Annotated in this window: 13 protein-coding genes; 5 read left to right on the top strand and 8 right to left on the bottom strand. The window is 43.7% G+C overall.

Translation table 11 applies throughout. From position 1 onward, the window contains the following. Positions 1 to 98 precede the first annotated feature (98 nt). From NKT06_RS14625 to NKT06_RS14615, 3 genes are all read left to right on the top strand, one after another. Positions 99 to 710: a TetR/AcrR family transcriptional regulator gene (locus NKT06_RS14625; RefSeq protein ID WP_253435597.1), complete on the top strand. Its 612-nt coding sequence runs from the start codon at positions 99 to 101 to the stop codon at positions 708 to 710. Between the two features lie 27 nt (positions 711 to 737). Continuing rightward, positions 738 to 1619 (top strand): AraC family transcriptional regulator, encoded by an 882-nt coding sequence (locus NKT06_RS14620; protein ID WP_253435594.1) that lies wholly within the window; start codon positions 738 to 740, stop codon positions 1617 to 1619. Between the two features lie 108 nt (positions 1620 to 1727). Continuing rightward, positions 1728 to 3008: a glycoside hydrolase family 27 protein gene (locus NKT06_RS14615; protein ID WP_253435590.1), complete on the top strand. Its 1281-nt coding sequence runs from the start codon at positions 1728 to 1730 to the stop codon at positions 3006 to 3008. A 67-nt stretch (positions 3009 to 3075) separates the two neighbouring features. On the opposite strand, the gene NKT06_RS14610 is transcribed toward NKT06_RS14615, so the two are convergent. The 6 genes from NKT06_RS14610 to NKT06_RS14585 form a co-directional block, all read right to left on the bottom strand. Then, on the bottom strand, positions 3076 to 4449 hold the full coding sequence (locus NKT06_RS14610; protein ID WP_483311573.1) for an MFS transporter: 1374 nt from the start codon (positions 4447 to 4449) through the stop codon (positions 3076 to 3078). A gap of 68 nt (positions 4450 to 4517) precedes the next feature. Further along, positions 4518 to 5108 (bottom strand): TetR/AcrR family transcriptional regulator, encoded by a 591-nt coding sequence (locus NKT06_RS14605; RefSeq protein ID WP_253435587.1) that lies wholly within the window; start codon positions 5106 to 5108, stop codon positions 4518 to 4520. A gap of 183 nt (positions 5109 to 5291) precedes the next feature. Continuing rightward, positions 5292 to 5690, bottom strand: coding sequence for a hypothetical protein (locus tag NKT06_RS14600; RefSeq protein ID WP_253435584.1), 399 nt, complete (start codon positions 5688 to 5690; stop codon positions 5292 to 5294). A gap of 134 nt (positions 5691 to 5824) precedes the next feature. After that, positions 5825 to 6553: an amino acid ABC transporter ATP-binding protein gene (locus NKT06_RS14595; protein ID WP_253435581.1), complete on the bottom strand. Its 729-nt coding sequence runs from the start codon at positions 6551 to 6553 to the stop codon at positions 5825 to 5827. Next, positions 6546 to 7994 (bottom strand): amino acid ABC transporter substrate-binding protein/permease, encoded by a 1449-nt coding sequence (locus NKT06_RS14590; RefSeq protein ID WP_253435578.1) that lies wholly within the window; start codon positions 7992 to 7994, stop codon positions 6546 to 6548. The genes NKT06_RS14595 and NKT06_RS14590 overlap by 8 nt, the downstream gene beginning before the upstream one ends. 344 nt (positions 7995 to 8338) lie before the next feature. Beyond that, entirely contained in the window at positions 8339 to 10444 is a 2106-nt protein-coding gene (locus NKT06_RS14585) for a serine hydrolase domain-containing protein (RefSeq protein WP_253435575.1), read from the bottom strand. A 281-nt stretch (positions 10445 to 10725) separates the two neighbouring features. On the opposite strand from NKT06_RS14585, the gene pdxR reads away from it, so the two are divergent. Both pdxR and NKT06_RS14575 read left to right on the top strand, forming a co-directional pair. Then, the gene (gene pdxR / locus NKT06_RS14580) at positions 10726 to 12156 is read left to right on the top strand and encodes a MocR-like pyridoxine biosynthesis transcription factor PdxR (protein ID WP_253435572.1); all 1431 of its coding nucleotides are present in this window, start codon (positions 10726 to 10728) and stop codon (positions 12154 to 12156) included. 43 nt (positions 12157 to 12199) lie between these two features. Then, on the top strand, positions 12200 to 12820 hold the full coding sequence (locus tag NKT06_RS14575; protein ID WP_253435569.1) for an NAD(P)-dependent oxidoreductase: 621 nt from the start codon (positions 12200 to 12202) through the stop codon (positions 12818 to 12820). Between the two features lie 134 nt (positions 12821 to 12954). Here the strand turns inward: NKT06_RS14575 and NKT06_RS14570 are convergent, their stop codons facing one another. Next, positions 12955 to 14199, bottom strand: coding sequence for a serine hydroxymethyltransferase (locus NKT06_RS14570; protein WP_253435566.1), 1245 nt, complete (start codon positions 14197 to 14199; stop codon positions 12955 to 12957). Between the two features lie 25 nt (positions 14200 to 14224). Further along, positions 14225 to 15430, bottom strand: a complete 1206-nt coding sequence (locus tag NKT06_RS14565) for a benzoate/H(+) symporter BenE family transporter (protein WP_253435562.1) — start codon at positions 15428 to 15430, stop codon at positions 14225 to 14227. Between the last annotated feature and the right edge of the window lie 12 nt (positions 15431 to 15442).

The following is a 15442-nucleotide window of genomic DNA, read 5'->3' as shown; positions in this document are numbered from 1 at the left end:
TTAACTCTCCATAAATTATACTTACCGGTAAGTATAATTACAAGGTGATTTTGCTAACTATCGTTATTTGTCATAAAATATTCATGGAGGGAAATCTAATGACAGAAAAATCATACAAACGTTTGCCAGGAAGACCCAAACATGGCGACGACGATATCTCAATTCAGCAAACCATTATTCATACAGCTTCAAAGCTATTCATGGAGTATGGCTACGAAACAGTCACACTTCAGCAAATTGGCAAAGCATGTAACGTGTCCAAACCAACCATTTATTATCATTTCACTAGCAAACCAGAGCTGTTTAAAGTCGCGTTTACAACGATGCTTCAGAATGTGAGCCGGTTAACATCGCATATGCTCGATCAAGCCGAGAATCTGGAGTCGGGGCTTGTGCGTTTGGCAGAGGCCAGACTGGCCAATCCACATGCAGAGATTGTAACGATGCTTCGAGAAGCTGAGCCTTTTCTTGACCATGCCCAAATTCAGGACATACGTGAAGCGGAGCATCATATTCACGAAGTGTTAGCCACTCATTTTCAACGGGCAATGGATGCAAACAGACTACGGACGGACGATCCGTTTTTCCTGGCAGAAACCTTCTCGACCATGATGCTAATGGGTAATCGGGAAGATAACCTGCGTAAATATGGTTCCAATTTTTCATTAGGTCAGAGACTAGTGGATATTTTCATTCGCGGAGCGCAGTAAAAATTCAGGGCAACAAGGAGAACTGACATGAATATCCCTAGAGGTACCTATGGGTTTCGATTCGCCGAAGACAAGGAGCTCCAACTGTGTGTACTGTATGCGGCTGGATGTGATTCAATAACCGATCCTTCTTATCATTGGGATGGACTCGAACGTTCGGACGGGCCTCTCCTGTTATTCCAATATACAATCTCGGGTGAAGGTGTATTTGAGTCGAATAATCGCATTCATCATGTTTCCGCAGGACAAGCTTTTTTGGCGGAAATTCCAGGAGCACATCGCTATTACTATGATTCAGCATCAAAAGAACCTTGGGAGTTTCTGTTCCTGCTGTTCAGGCCCACTCTTATTCTGCCCCATTGGCGAAAATTCCTTCGGGAAGCGGGAGAAGTTCCCTATCTTCCCGCTGACTGTACACCCATCCGACTGTTGCGGATGATCGTGACTGATGCGGCGGCAGGCAGAATCACTGATCCTCTGATCGCATCATCCAGCGTATATCAGTTCATGACAGAATTGACTCGATTACAGAAAACAACATTGCACAACAGGGAGAATTGGTCTGAAAACATTCAAATAGCCGTTGAATACATAGAAAACAACTACTCCAAGATGATCAGCATCGATCACCTTGCCGAGCATGTTTCCCTTTCCAAATATCACTTTATACGTCGCTTTTCCTCCAGTACAGGCTTGACTCCAGGTGCTTATCTGACCCGTGTACGTACCGAGAAAGCATTGGAACTGCTGCGCGGAACCACTTTTAGCATTGAAGTCATCGCCGAACAAGTTGGCTATTCCAGTGGAAGTTATTTTATCAAAGCTTTTCGCAGTATAACCGGAGTTACACCAGGTGAATTTCGTAGCGGCGGTGAAAGCCTTGTATACCGCAAATTGTTCTTCGACTAACCGCAATATTTTGCTATTCGACACTCAACATTACTGTAGATATTAATAAAATCCTTTATTATGATGAATTTAGTGAGAGCAATAATTAATCAGTAGAGGAGTATTCCCATGAATCATACGCTTGCAGCATCCACTCCACCGCTTGGCTGGAACAGTTGGGATTGTTACGGCGCGGCCGTTACGGAAGACGAAATTCGTGGCAACGCCGAGTACATGGCAGAACATCTTAAAGACTTCGGCTGGAGTTATATTACGGTCGACATTCAATGGTACGAGCCTTTGGCCAATTCTTCGCAATATCGTCCGTTCGTTCCACTAATCATGGATGAATATTCAAGGCTTATGCCTGCTGAGAATCGGTTTCCCTCCGCTGCGGGTGGACAGGGATTTAAGCCGTTAGCCGACTACGTTCATAGTCTGGGGTTGCAATTTGGCATTCACATCATGCGGGGTATTCCACGTCAAGCTGCACATGCCGGGACTTCGATCCTGGGCACCACCGCCACTGCACGCGATATTGCTCATCCGAACTCCATCTGTCCGTGGAATACGGATATGTATGGTGTCGATAGCTCAAAAGAAGGCGCACAGGCTTATTACGATTCACTCTTTGAACTATATGCACAATGGGGCGTTGACTTGGTCAAGGTAGATGATATTGCCGCTTCCAGGCTCTATGATACTCATCAGCCCGAGATCGAGATGATATCCAAAGCGATTGAGCGCTCCGGGCGACCCATGGTACTAAGTCTCTCTCCTGGGCCTGCTCCGGTGGAATACTCGGAATTTTTAGCCGAACATGCGAACATGTGGCGTGTCACGGACGATTTCTGGGACCTTTGGCCTCTATTGTTGGATATGTTCGATCGCTGCCGGACGTGGCAAGGTGTTCCCCAAGCAGGCTGCTGGCCAGACTGTGATATGTTGCCTTTGGGTCATATCGGTATCCGTTCTGTTGACGGTGGTGGAGCGGATCGCTGGACTCGGTTCACGCCTGACGAGCAGTTAACAATGATGTCGCTGTGGAGTATCTTCCGTTCCCCGCTCATTTTTGGTGGTGAACTGCGAGATAACGATGACTGGACATTGTCCCTGTTAACCAATCGTGAGGTTCTGCGAATGCATCGCGAGAGTTACGGAGCCAAAGAAGCCTTACGCAAAGAAGATCTTATTGTATGGACTGCCCAGCATACGGATGGTTCCTCTTACGTAGCCGTATTTAACACAGGAGAGAAACCTCTTCCTGTGGAGCTCGATATTGAGGAAATCGGCCTTTCGGGCTTAACGAAAGGTACCGAATTGTGGAGCAGAGAAACAGCTGAATTTACGGAGAATTCCTTAGTTACGACTGTACCTGCGCATGGTGTGCGTCTCTATCGTTTTTCTTAAGCTTGCAAAAGAAAAAGAGAGGTCTGTCGTTCATTAGACAGGCCTCTCTCTCATTTCAAGTTCATCGTTAAGATGCACTCGAATGATGAACAGTTTTGGACTTACGCCCAAATTGCAGCATATATAGCATGGTCATCGCAATAACAAACAAAGCGAGCACAATAAAAATATTACTGTACACAAAAGCTGTCTTATCTTGAATCAAAGGGTTCAGTTGAAGCGTGGTTTTTCCCCCGTCAAGCACCTTTCCTAGGGCAGCAGTAGACACAGACACTGCAATGAAGTTAAACATGGATAGCAACCCCATCCCGATTCCAATTTGCTCTTTGGGAAGCGTCTGAGCAATGGTATTTGAGACTGCAATTTGCATATAAGACTGACCCAGAACACCAAAAACAAGAAAAAAGGAAATCAAGACAGGTGTAGCACCTACAACTAACGATAAGCTTATAAAACCAACAACAAGTAGTGAAGATGCCGTATATAGTAGAAAAGGATTCCCTTTTTCATCCGCAAGCCTTCCACCTCTACGCCCGAGAAGTGCAGCTACGAGCGCAGAAGGTAGCATAATGACACCTGTCAATGCTGGGGATAGACCATGTACTTCCGAGAGCAATTGTGGCGTAGTAAATGGAATAGCAGGACTAATTGCGATCAGAAGGAATGCAATTCCCATTCCAGCTGAATAGGCTTTGTTTTGAAAAACAGCGGGTTTCACAAAAGGCACTTCCGCATAACGAATGCGCATGATGAACAGTATTAATAAGACCATCCCGATTAATAGGAACCATGGATTAGATTGGGTTAATGCGAGCAAAAGTGTAGCAACCGTTCCTGCTAATAACGCTCCGCCCAAATAATCCATTTTTTCACTGCCGCCTCTTTCATCATCCAGGTATTTTCGATAAAAAGGTAGTGCAGCAAGAGAAAGCAATGGGATTACAAATAGAAATTGCCAACTTAAAGCACTCGATACAAATCCGGCTACGATCGGAGCAAGAGCATTTCCAAGAGCAATACCAATGGCGGAGGTACCCAACGCTTGACCGCGTTTCTCCGGTGCGAAGTATCGAACGGGAATAATCATGGCCAATGCAGGTATGACCGCTGCACCAGCAGCTTGTACGATCCGTGCAACAATAACCATCCAATACTCTGTAGCCACAATCCCCAGAAGAGAGCCTGCTGCCAATATCCAAAGACCAAATGAAATTAGACCCTTTATGCTGTATTTATCGGTAAGTTTTCCGTAAGTAACTGTACCAATCGCATATACAATCAAATACCCTGTAACGATCCAACTCGCTTGAGAAGCAGTAAGTTGGAACTCTTTGCCAATCACAGGTAATACAACATTAAACATCATTCCATTCATGACTGATATGATCAGTGTGAAAACAAGAACACGGAGCAATAACGCTTCTTTATTGGTGTTCATCATACTCTCCTCAATTCTTTTGAATATAAATTGACTGTCAGTACTTACTGTCATTAAAAACCTTAAAAAAACTAGGGAGTTAATGCCCTAGTAAACGTCCATACACTCTCTGTAATGATGCCTTCCAATGAGAGCCCTGGAAAAAGCACATCTTCTTCGAGATTATTTATGAATACGCCATAATTCAATGACATGAATGAAAAAGCTTGCAGTTCAGGATTGATTTGAACCAACTTTCCTTTATCAAACATGATATTAAAGTAATTGGTTAGAATCTCCAAAAGTTGTTGAGGATGCTTTACCGTTCTCTCTCTATAACCGGGTAGATGCTCTACTTCCTTCAGGCTAATCATAAACAATTTGCGGTTACGGTTCATGATATTATGATATGTCTTGCTGATCAGCAACAAATCTGTATACAGATCCCATACGAGTTTTTCATTGAAGATCCTTGTCATCTCTTCTGCATAATGATATTGGTCAAAGGCAGTCTCTAACAAGTTTTGTTTAGTTTTAAAGAGACGAAACAAGGTTTTCTCACTTAGTCCGGCTGTTGTGGCTATTTCCTGTGTCGTCACACTTTTATAGCCTTTTTTTGAAATTAAATCGATGGCCGTCAACATTAATTTTTCTTTACTGCTAAGATTACTGCTGATGGACATGTCATATCCCTCCTTCCTGGATGTCAGTAACCACTGTCATTGATCAATGTTAACTAAAGAATTTTTTATTGTCAAGGTGTTTTTCCACTACTACTTGAGTGCACAAAAAAAGCCGCTAACTTAGCGGACTCGAAGGAAATATGATCATATATCTTTTATTTCCCATTTTTGGGGTAATCAGAATTATACGTTTTTCCGCCCATGATCAGTCTCTATTCGATAGTCATGGGGGTTATCCATGGCTTGAACGGCCAGATGAAATGCTTTTATTCTTCTTTCCAGAAGAGTCTTTTGAGGGCTACCTTCTTTGGACTTGGCATACATGCTCTCAAGGGATGGAAACAATCCAATCAAGACAAGACGGGCTTCTGCTATATCTTCCTTCGTGTATGAATGAGCTTTTTGATTCCAGTGTTTATCCAACAGTGCTAGACCAATGTAAAAAGCTTGGAGACGTTTCTGTAGCAATGTTGTGTTATTACTATTCTGAGTCATATTCACTAAGGCATTTTCCGATTTGCGGATGGTTGATTGAAAGGCTTTGATAGATTCAAGTTGTTCTTCATGTGATACGTTTTCCATGGAGTACAGACCTCACTTTCTTGCTTGATTTGGTATTCAAATATATATTAAATTAAATCACCTCATAAATATAACAAAAAAAGCCGCTAAAACTAGCGACTTTCAATGTGATAACTGTATAGTCTTGATCAGTTCTAGAGTACCTTTTCCAAAAAGCTGATCGTCCGTTCATTCTTCGGACTTCCAAATATCTGTTCAGGGGTACCCTGCTCGACAATATAACCACCGTCCATGAAGATGACGCGATCAGCTACTTCACGTGCAAAACCCATCTCATGAGTAACAATGATCATCGTCATGCCCTCGCTCGCAAGATCTTTCATTACCCCCAGAACTTCGCCTACCATCTCTGGATCAAGCGCCGAAGTCGGTTCATCAAATAACATCACATCCGGGTTCATGGCAAGCGCACGAGCGATAGCAACCCGTTGTTTTTGCCCACCCGAGAGTTGACTGGGGAAACTATCCGCTTTATCAGACAACCCGACACGATCGAGTAGGCTAAGGCCCGTTTTTCGAGCCTCTTCTGCGTTTAAAACCCCTAATTCTCTTGGCGCAAACGTTATATTTTTCAAGACGTTAAAATGAGGGAATAAGTTAAAATGTTGAAATACCATTCCGATATTTTCACGCGCTTTATTAATGTTGGTTTTAGGATCATTGAGATCCTGATCATCCACGATAACTCGACCAGCTGTGATATCTTCCAATTGGTTGATGCAGCGCAAGAAGGTACTTTTTCCTGAGCCGGAAGGCCCGATGACACAGACCACTTCACCTTCGCTGACAGCCACATCAATTCCCTTAAGAACCTGATTTGTGCCGAAACTTTTTTTCAAACCTTCAACTTTAATTTTAGCCACGACGAACCTTCACCTCCAGATAATCAGCAATTTTGGTCAGTGTGATGATAACAATCAAATACATAACAGCAACCGTTAACCAAATGTCAAAAGAGGAGAACGTTCTTGCAATTACAATTTTACCCGATTGTGTCAACTCTACGAGACCAATAACGGATAAGATTGACGTATCCTTCAGCGTGATAACCATCTGGTTAATGAAGGACGGAATCATAACCCGCACTGCCTGCGGAATGACAATCTTAATCATTGCTTTGCGATAAGGAAGTCCCAATGAACGGGCAGCTTCCATCTGACCACGATCAATCGATTGAATCCCGCCTCGGATAATTTCGGTTACATACGCCCCTGCATTCAGACTAAGTGTCAGAATAGCCGCCAGGAACAATGGCATCGTGAAACCCATCGCCTGTGGAATCCCGAAATAGATAAAGAATGCCAGGACAATCAACGGAATGCCGCGGAAGATATCCACAAATACGGTGGCAACACCACGAAGGAATTTGTTCTGTCCCACTTTCATAAATCCGAAAATCAGACCGATGATAAACGCGAAGAACAGGGACACAATTGTGTATATAAGTGTGTTTCCCAGACCTTTAAAAAGTGCAGGAAGAGATTTCTGAATGAGCTCCCAACGACTCTGATTAGCAACAGTCGGAGCGTTCTCACCAAGATATTTCTCGGTAATGCGCTTATATTCACCATTAGCTTTGATATTGGCGAGACCTGTATTAAACATCTCCAGAAGCTCCTGGTTTTTCCCTTTGCTTACTGCAAATCCATAAGGAGCCCCTTCTTCTTTGTCAGTAACAATTTTCAAGCCGTTTTTCTGATTGACCCCATAAGCCAGCACAGGATAATCTTCAAAGCAGGCTACGGAATTACCGGTTTTTACATCTTCATACATTTGGTAGGACTCATCAAACGGAACGATCGTAAATCCATACTCTGAAGCAATGGACTCTGCAAAACTATACCCTTCTGTTCCGGTTTTTACAGCTACCTTTTGTCCACGAAGGTCTTCATAACTCTTGATTGTGTCATTGTTGGCACTTACCCCCATAACGACACCTGATTCAAAATAAGTATCGGAAAAATCAAATTTTGCTTTTCTTTCATCCGTAATACTCATCCCTGCAATGACACCATCAACCTGATTGGCTTCAAGTGCCTGCACAGCTGCATTAAAACCCAGAGCTTTGATTTGATACTTGAAATTTTGGTCTTTGGCGATGGCATCCAGCAAATCCATATCGATACCTACAAAATCACCATTCTCATCTTCATATTCGAATGGAGCAAATGTGACATCAGTTCCAATAACATAAGTTTTACTGGAATTGGATGTTGCAGCGGCTTCCCCCGCCCATCCTGATAGACCGCTCACCAGGAGCAGCATCAGTGAAAGTATAAAAAATGAGATCTTCGTTGTTTTCATGTGTCCTCCCCGTCTCGGTGTTGTCCGAATAATCATTATTTTCTTTGGAATCGGTATTACTGTTATGCTTCTTGTCGATCTTCTGCACATTTGATTGTTATTATTTACTGTATATTAACAATCAATGCTTTGCCTTTCCACTTGCAACATTTTCCTCCGTCATTTTTTTCCAACCAGTAAAAGCCCTCTTAATACTTACCCTCTAGGTTAGCTATGCGAAACCCAATATTACATTGTGGATCTCATAAAAAGGTACATTTACTTTAAATCCTATTATTTAAAATTTAAAACTCAAAAAAGCCGCGATTTCCGCGACTTTTTGTTGTACAGTTTTTTATCATCTATTAATTTTCTCTGGTTGTCAATACAATCTCGAACTTCGAACCAGCTTCACCCGCGAACACAATGGTTCCGTTCTCAGGCAATACAATTTCATTTTTTCCACTGACCACTGTATGATTAATACCTACACCTGCTTGGTCATATACAGCAAATGCGCTGTTTGAAGACATCTTGACCGTCATTTCTTTACCTGCGGCCGATGCCGGAATTGAGTACCATGTAGCATGACCATTCGCTTGAATTGTTGTCTTCGAATATCTTCCCGCATAGATCGGTTTTATGATTTCTTGAGCAGCGTAGACATTGCCTCCGGCAGTAACGTATTCCACGCCATTTTCCTCATAGAAATTGAACTCCATCGTGTCACGTCCGGCTACTCCAGGAATTTGCAATTGGTTTACGGCTTGGTTAGCTCCAATAATTTTATTGGTATAGATATAACCAGGCAGCTCATTAAAAGTATGAATGGGAATGCTCGGCATAGCTGCGTTGTACAATGTTGATGTGTATTTTTCATTGACCAACACATACGCTTTGCCTTCCCGTTTCTGCCATGCGGCCTTTACTTCTGCAGACAATTCATTAGTTTCAAGCTTTTCTGCCTTATATTCCGAGGAAGCAACTTGTCCGAGTCCGGGAACAGACTGATACGAGCGAGACCACAAGTATGTGTTTCCGTTGACTTCCTGAACGAATTTAAGCTTTTCCGTACCCTCATCATTAATGAATGAGCCATCAGCATTGTAAGTATATGTCTGATTAGGGCTGTTAGGAGACGACAGATAAGATATCGTCATTTGTCCGCCATCCTGCACGGTCAAGTTCATTAACATGTTTGCACCACCGCCATACGTACCCGTATGCTGTGTAAGTTCCTTCGGCATGGTTGTTTTTACCGATGCGCCATGTGACTTCTCCGGCTTACGCTCTGGAATAATATTCTTTTCCTCAAGCGCACCAAGCAACAGTTCAGTTGCCAGCAATTGATCCGTTGAGCTGTGACCACCCGAAGAGGTTACGGCAGCAGCCATATTATATTCCGGTAACACAATCAATGAAGAATGATAGGTTATCGTATTGCCGCCTTTGCTTACTGCCTGGATGCCATAATCATTAAAAGGAAACAGGTTCACGCTGTCCCACCCTAAGCCATATCCAATGGACGAATCTCCTTCTTCCGGCCACATGCCTCTTTTGTATTCTTCTTGCTCCATGGCCTCTACAGATTCCTGTGAAAGAACAGATTCAACCTCACCTGTAAAGATTTTCGAGAATTGAACCAGGTCTTCTGCGGTGGAATAAATGCCTCCTGAAGCAATCATATTTGTAGTCTCTAATGGAAGTTTCTCCTCTTGTGACGGGGAATACGTTGCTGCCATCTGGCTAAGGTCCACAATATCCTGCGGTGTTTTAGTATGATCCATCCCAAGTGGTTCCGTTATGTAACGGTGCATGAAAGTGGTGAAGCTCATGCCGCTGACGCGCTCAACCAGAATTTCAGCTAATGTAAAACCATCATTACTATACACCGAGTATGCGCCAGGATCGGCCTTCAGATGTTGCGTTCCCAATTGTTCCAGTAACGTATCATGTGCGTAGGTATCATGATCTCCAAACAGGATTGCACTGTTACTTGACGTTCCGAGAAGTCCGGATGAATGATTCAGGAGCATACGTGGTGTAATCAGCTGGTAACGTTTGTCTTTCATTTTAAAGTCCGGAATATACTTCGCGACAGGCTCATCAAGATCGATTTTGCCTTGGTCCACGAGCTTCATTACGGCGGTTGTGAGCACCATTTTGCTAGTTGAACCAATGCCATACATTGTTTCAGATGAAAGCGGAATGTTGTTTTGCAGATCATTTTTGCCTGCCTGACCGGAAATTACAATCTCACCTTGATCCATCAGTGCGTACTGCACACTTGTCGTAGCGTATGATTCGGTAAGTATCTTCGCCTTAGCACTTGCTGCCTTTTTAGTTACATCATACGTAGGGCTACTACCGTTACTGGTAGCCGGTGTGGCCATGGCAGACATTGGGGACATCATCGCAAGCACCAAGGTTATAGCGGCGATAGAAGTTCGTTTCCTTCGTGTCAATCTCATCTTCTCCTGTCTAGTCTATGGATTAGGGATCTCTGTGGTAGTACTTCAGCAGTGTAACCGAAGAAGATGAACTGTCTGTGGATTGAATATGAATCGAGTATGAACCAAGCAGGACCGCCCAAAATAGATTGAACACATGATAAAGAGCCCTTTAGTACTGCTTTGTTTTGTTTACAAAAAAACTTTTTCCATGATAATATATCAATCAATGGAGTGCCAATAACGTCCATAAATACATAAGTAAATGCAATCCATAACGCCCCCACACTGGAGTTGAATCCATGCTAAAAGTTAATCGGAATGACCATCGCCCGATCTGGCAGCAACTTCTGGATCAAGCGATTCAACATATTACAACCGGAAAATGGCAACCAGGGGAATTGCTGCTCCCATCACGTGAACTTGCTCAATTAATTGGTGTTTCACGCTCAACCATACAGATTGTGTACGAGGAATTATTTAGCCGAGGGTATACGGTAACTTCCCGTCGGGCAGGGACAAGGGTTAGTGATTGGGCATACGCACCGCGTTCATCAGAAGAAACCACGAATCAAGGGCCGCTTCCTCCCGAACTGCCTGCACTAACCGAATCGATTGGTCATCTGCATCGTTGGTTTGGCAATAGAGACAATCGCAAAATAGAAATTGATTTTAATCCCCACGAGCCTTATCTGGATGAAAGTTTCACTAAAGCCTGGAGGCAATCTTTTTTACAAGTTTCCACTGAATCCAATCTGGATCTTTGGGCTTATGGTGATGCCAGAGGGTTACTGGCGTTAAGAGAGCAGATTCAGCGTTATCTGTCACTTGAACGAGGCATTCATATCGATGTTGATCAAATCTTGTTAACATCAGGTGCACAACATAGCATTGATTTAATTGCCCAGGCACTCTTACGTGAGGGAGACAGAGTCTCCGTAGAAGATCCCGGTTTCCCTGCCGCTTGGATGGCGATGAACTACCGCCGGATGCAAGTCGACTCTGTTCCAGTCGATGAGTATGGATTGTGTGTAGATCGTATTCACCCACAGACGAAACTCGTATTTGTCACACCTTCTCATCAATGCGCAGTCGGCGTTATTATGTCGGAGCCACGCAGGCAACAATTAATGCACATGGCAGCTCATCATCGATATTGGATTGTTGAGGATGATTACGATAGCGAATTTAGGTACCGTGGAGATCCGCTCCCCACTATATTCAGTCAGCAGCCTCAGAATACGCTGTATATGATGAGTTTCTCCAAAATGGTTGCACCTGGCATTCGACTATCCGCTATCATCGGACCCAAAATAGCCATCGATCGCCTTACCCAAGTTCATGAATTAACCTATCGTCATCTGCCGATTATGGAACAATTAACGCTAACTCATTTTATTGAGCGTGGTCATTTTATGCGCCATATGAGAAGAGTTCGGAACATATATCGACGCAGACACGAAGTCATGACAAAAGCCATTGTTGCCTCTGGGCTAGGCTCACGATTTACATTAAGTGGTGTAGAAACGGGATTACATATGCTTCTAGAATCTGAAACGTCATTTGACGAAGAAGCGCTGACGAATGCTGCCCTTGATCAAGGTGTGCGCGTGTATCCGCTTAGTAGATATTGCCTGGAGAGTCATCGAAAAGGATGGATATTAGGTTTTGCAAAAGTGGATGAGGATCAGATTGAGGAAGGCATAGATCGTCTTGCAAAGATTGTACTATGATGGAGAACATGCCCTCCAATCGGATTTGAAAGGATGTTTTTTGATGAAAATTTTAGTATTAGGAGCTACCGGACGGGTTGGAAGTCATTTCGTCTCTCTTGCCCTACGGTCCAATCATCATGTAACTGCACTGGTTAGAAGCCCGGAAAAGCTACAAATCAGCGATGACAATCTCGTTATGTATCAAGGAAACGCGTTAGTTAGAGAGGATATTCTTCACGCCATACAAGGTGTGAATCTCGTTGTTAGTTCCTTAAGTACCGATGGAACGACTACATTAACGCAATCCATGGGACATATTGTTGAGGCTATGGCTCAGGAGCGTATCAAAAGAATCATTACCATTGGTACAGCAGGAATATTGGAAAGTCGAACGGATCCTGGCTTGCTTCGTTTTCAAACGCCCGAGTCCAGACGCAAGTCCACGCGGGCAGCTGAAGAACATCTGGAGATGTACAACATTCTCAAAGCTTCAAAGTTAGAATGGACCATCGTGTGCCCTACCTACTTATATGATGGAGAATCTCTAGGTAAGTACCGGGTTGAGCGTGACTATTTGCCTGACGGCGGAACTTCTATATCTGTTATCGATACTGCGGAGTTTGCCTATCAGCAATTAACATCTGATGAGTATGTACAGTCTCGTGTAGGGATAGCCTACTAGGGCGTGTCTTAAACTTCACTTATGGTGTATATCTTCTGTTCAAAAAGTAAATTTCAATGTAAGCAAGCAAAAATAAGAGCCTGCAATTGTTATCCATCAGGAACAATTGCAGGCTACAGATATGTCTGCTGTTACTATTTAAGGTCTTCATATAGAGGGAATTGCGAAGTGATTTCGCGTACACTTCCTAATATCTGATTTTTCACCTTCGAACTCTTTGGATTTTTGAAAGCAAGCCCTATAAGCTGACCGATTTCTTTCATTTCCCTGGCTCCAAGTCCTCTGGACGTCATAGCGGGAGTCCCAAATCGAATACCGCTCGTGACCAATGGGCTTGCCGTATCGTGGGGGATTGCATTTTTATTTGCCGTGATTCCTGCTTCATCAAGTATGGCTTCGGCTTCTTTGCCTGTAAGGTCGATGGTTCGTAAGTCAACCAACACCATATGATTATCTGTTCCCCCTGATACAAGGGAGAGTCCTTCATTAATTAATGTTTCTGCCAATACTTTGGCGTTATCCAGAACACTCTCCATATATGAGGTGAAATCGGGTTGTAATGCCTCACCGAATGCCACCGCTTTCCCCGCTATGACGTGCATGAATGGACCACCCTGAATTGCCGGGAATACAGCTTTGTCGATCGACTGTGCCCACGCCTCCCGGCACAAAATAGCTCCCCCTCGTGGTCCTCGTAAGGTCTTATGTGTGGTAGTTGAAACAAAATGTGCATGTGGTACCGGGTTAGGATGCAAACCTGCGGCAACAATTCCTGCTATATGAGCCATATCTACAAAGAAAAGCGCTCCCACTTCGGAGGCAATCTGGGCAAATAATTCAAACTCAATGGTCCGCGTGTATGCACTTCCACCTGCAACGATCATGCGTGGACGATACTTATGAGCAAGTTTACGTACTTCGTCAAAGTCAATAAGGCCCGTTTGTGCATCGACACCGTATGGAACAAAATTGTACAATCTCCCTGAAAAATTAACAGGACTTCCGTGTGTTAAATGACCACCATGGGATAAATTCATGCCAAGGATTGTGTCACCGATCTCCACCGAGGCAAAATAAACAGCCATGTTTGCCTGAGCACCGGAGTGAGGCTGCACATTAGCATGTTCAGCTCCAAAAAGCGCTTTAAGGCGGCAATTGGCAATCTCTTCGACCGTATCAACGTGCTCACACCCACCATAATACCTTCTGCCCGGATAGCCCTCCGCGTATTTATTGGTGAACACCGTACCCGTTGCTTCCATCACAGCTTGACTCACAAAATTCTCTGATGCAATCAGTTCAATCGTATTCCGCTGCCGTGCAAGCTCTTGCTGGACAGCACTTTCTACTACTTTATCTTGCTTCTCCAAATGTTTCATGAACATCTTCCTCTCAGAATTATAGTTATCTATTCAATCCAACGTGTTTTTTGGGAAATTTAATATTCATCAGTAGATGTGCCATCATTCCTGCAAACAGTCCCCAAAATGCACCACCAACGCCAAGTAAAGTCACATTCGCTGCTGTCGCCAAAAACGTAATCAATGCAGTTTCACGTCCCTTAAGGTCCGTTAATGCATTGGCAAGACTGCCACCAATGGTTCCAAGTAAGGCCAATCCCGCTAATGTTGCAATAAAGGTAGCAGGAAGAATTAAAAACAGTGCAGCTAATGTTACGCCAAAAATGCCGACAAAAATATAAAAAACACCACAAGCAATTCCTGCAATATACCGCTTTGTAGAATCCTCATGTGCATCTTTCCCTGTACAAATCGCTGCTGTAATAGCTGCCACGTTAAAGGCATGTGATCCGAATGGAGCTGCAAGAAGCGAACCCAAACCTGTTACAGCCAAAATGGGATTGGCACTTGTCTTGAATCCATCATTACGCAGAACAAGCATTCCGGGCATATATTGCCCTGTCAAAGTAATAATGAACAGCGGTAGCGCAACGCCAAGTAAAGCATTTAACGAAAATGCTGGAACAACAAATACAGGCGATGCGACCGCCAATTGGATCGTACTGAAGTCTGTTTTTCCCATGCATATCAAATAAAGCAAACCGATTGCCAATATGCCAACAATGGCGTAACGGGAAGTAAACCTTCTTAGCACGATATAGCCTGCAAACAGTACAATCACAAGCAAAGGATCTACCTTCGCCCCTCCAAAGGCCGATATTCCAAACTGTAGCAAAATACCTGCTAACAATCCGGAGGCGATGCCTGGGGGAATAATTCGAACGAAACGTTCAAACATGCCTGACCAACCCAAAATAATAAATCCGACTGCCGAAATCATGTAAGCGCCAATTGCTTCTGGATAAGGGGTTACCGCTAATGCTGAAACGAGAAACGCCACACCCGGTGTAGACCAGGCTGTAATAATCGGTTCCTTGTATCGATAACTGAGCCAGATTCCCGTTACTCCTACCCCAATCGAGATGGACCAAATCCAGGAAGTGGTCATTTCCGGGCTTAAACCAGCCACTTTTGCAGCTTGAAACACAAGAATAAATGTACCCCCGTAATTAACAATTACGGATATTAAAGCGGCTATGACCGGCGATATCAAATCACAACCACGTAACGAAGGGGTTGCTGTCTTCATATTTAACACTTC

Origin of the sequence: Paenibacillus sp. 1781tsa1 (assembly GCF_024159265.1) — a bacterium.
In the GTDB taxonomy this organism is placed as follows: Bacteria; Bacillota; Bacilli; order Paenibacillales; family Paenibacillaceae; genus Paenibacillus.
The sequence above is the reverse complement of the archived record's forward strand: the minus strand, read 5'-3'. Positions and strand labels throughout refer to the sequence as shown.

Coding starts and splice junctions, on each gene's coding strand:
- NKT06_RS14620 (WP_253435594.1), top strand. CDS start 738: ATGAATATCCCTAGAGGTACCTATGGGTTTCGATTCGCCGAAGACAAG.
- NKT06_RS14585 (WP_253435575.1), bottom strand. CDS start 10,444: ATGAGATTGACACGAAGGAAACGAACTTCTATCGCCGCTATAACCTTG.
- NKT06_RS14570 (WP_253435566.1), bottom strand. CDS start 14,199: ATGAAACATTTGGAGAAGCAAGATAAAGTAGTAGAAAGTGCTGTCCAG.
- NKT06_RS14590 (WP_253435578.1), bottom strand. CDS start 7,994: ATGAAAACAACGAAGATCTCATTTTTTATACTTTCACTGATGCTGCTC.
- NKT06_RS14565 (WP_253435562.1), bottom strand. CDS start 15,430: ATGAAGACAGCAACCCCTTCGTTACGTGGTTGTGATTTGATATCGCCG.
- NKT06_RS14575 (WP_253435569.1), top strand. CDS start 12,200: ATGAAAATTTTAGTATTAGGAGCTACCGGACGGGTTGGAAGTCATTTC.
- NKT06_RS14610 (WP_483311573.1), bottom strand. CDS start 4,449: ATGATGAACACCAATAAAGAAGCGTTATTGCTCCGTGTTCTTGTTTTC.
- pdxR (WP_253435572.1), top strand. CDS start 10,726: ATGCTAAAAGTTAATCGGAATGACCATCGCCCGATCTGGCAGCAACTT.
- NKT06_RS14625 (WP_253435597.1), top strand. CDS start 99: ATGACAGAAAAATCATACAAACGTTTGCCAGGAAGACCCAAACATGGC.
- NKT06_RS14605 (WP_253435587.1), bottom strand. CDS start 5,108: ATGTCCATCAGCAGTAATCTTAGCAGTAAAGAAAAATTAATGTTGACG.
- NKT06_RS14615 (WP_253435590.1), top strand. CDS start 1,728: ATGAATCATACGCTTGCAGCATCCACTCCACCGCTTGGCTGGAACAGT.
- NKT06_RS14600 (WP_253435584.1), bottom strand. CDS start 5,690: ATGGAAAACGTATCACATGAAGAACAACTTGAATCTATCAAAGCCTTT.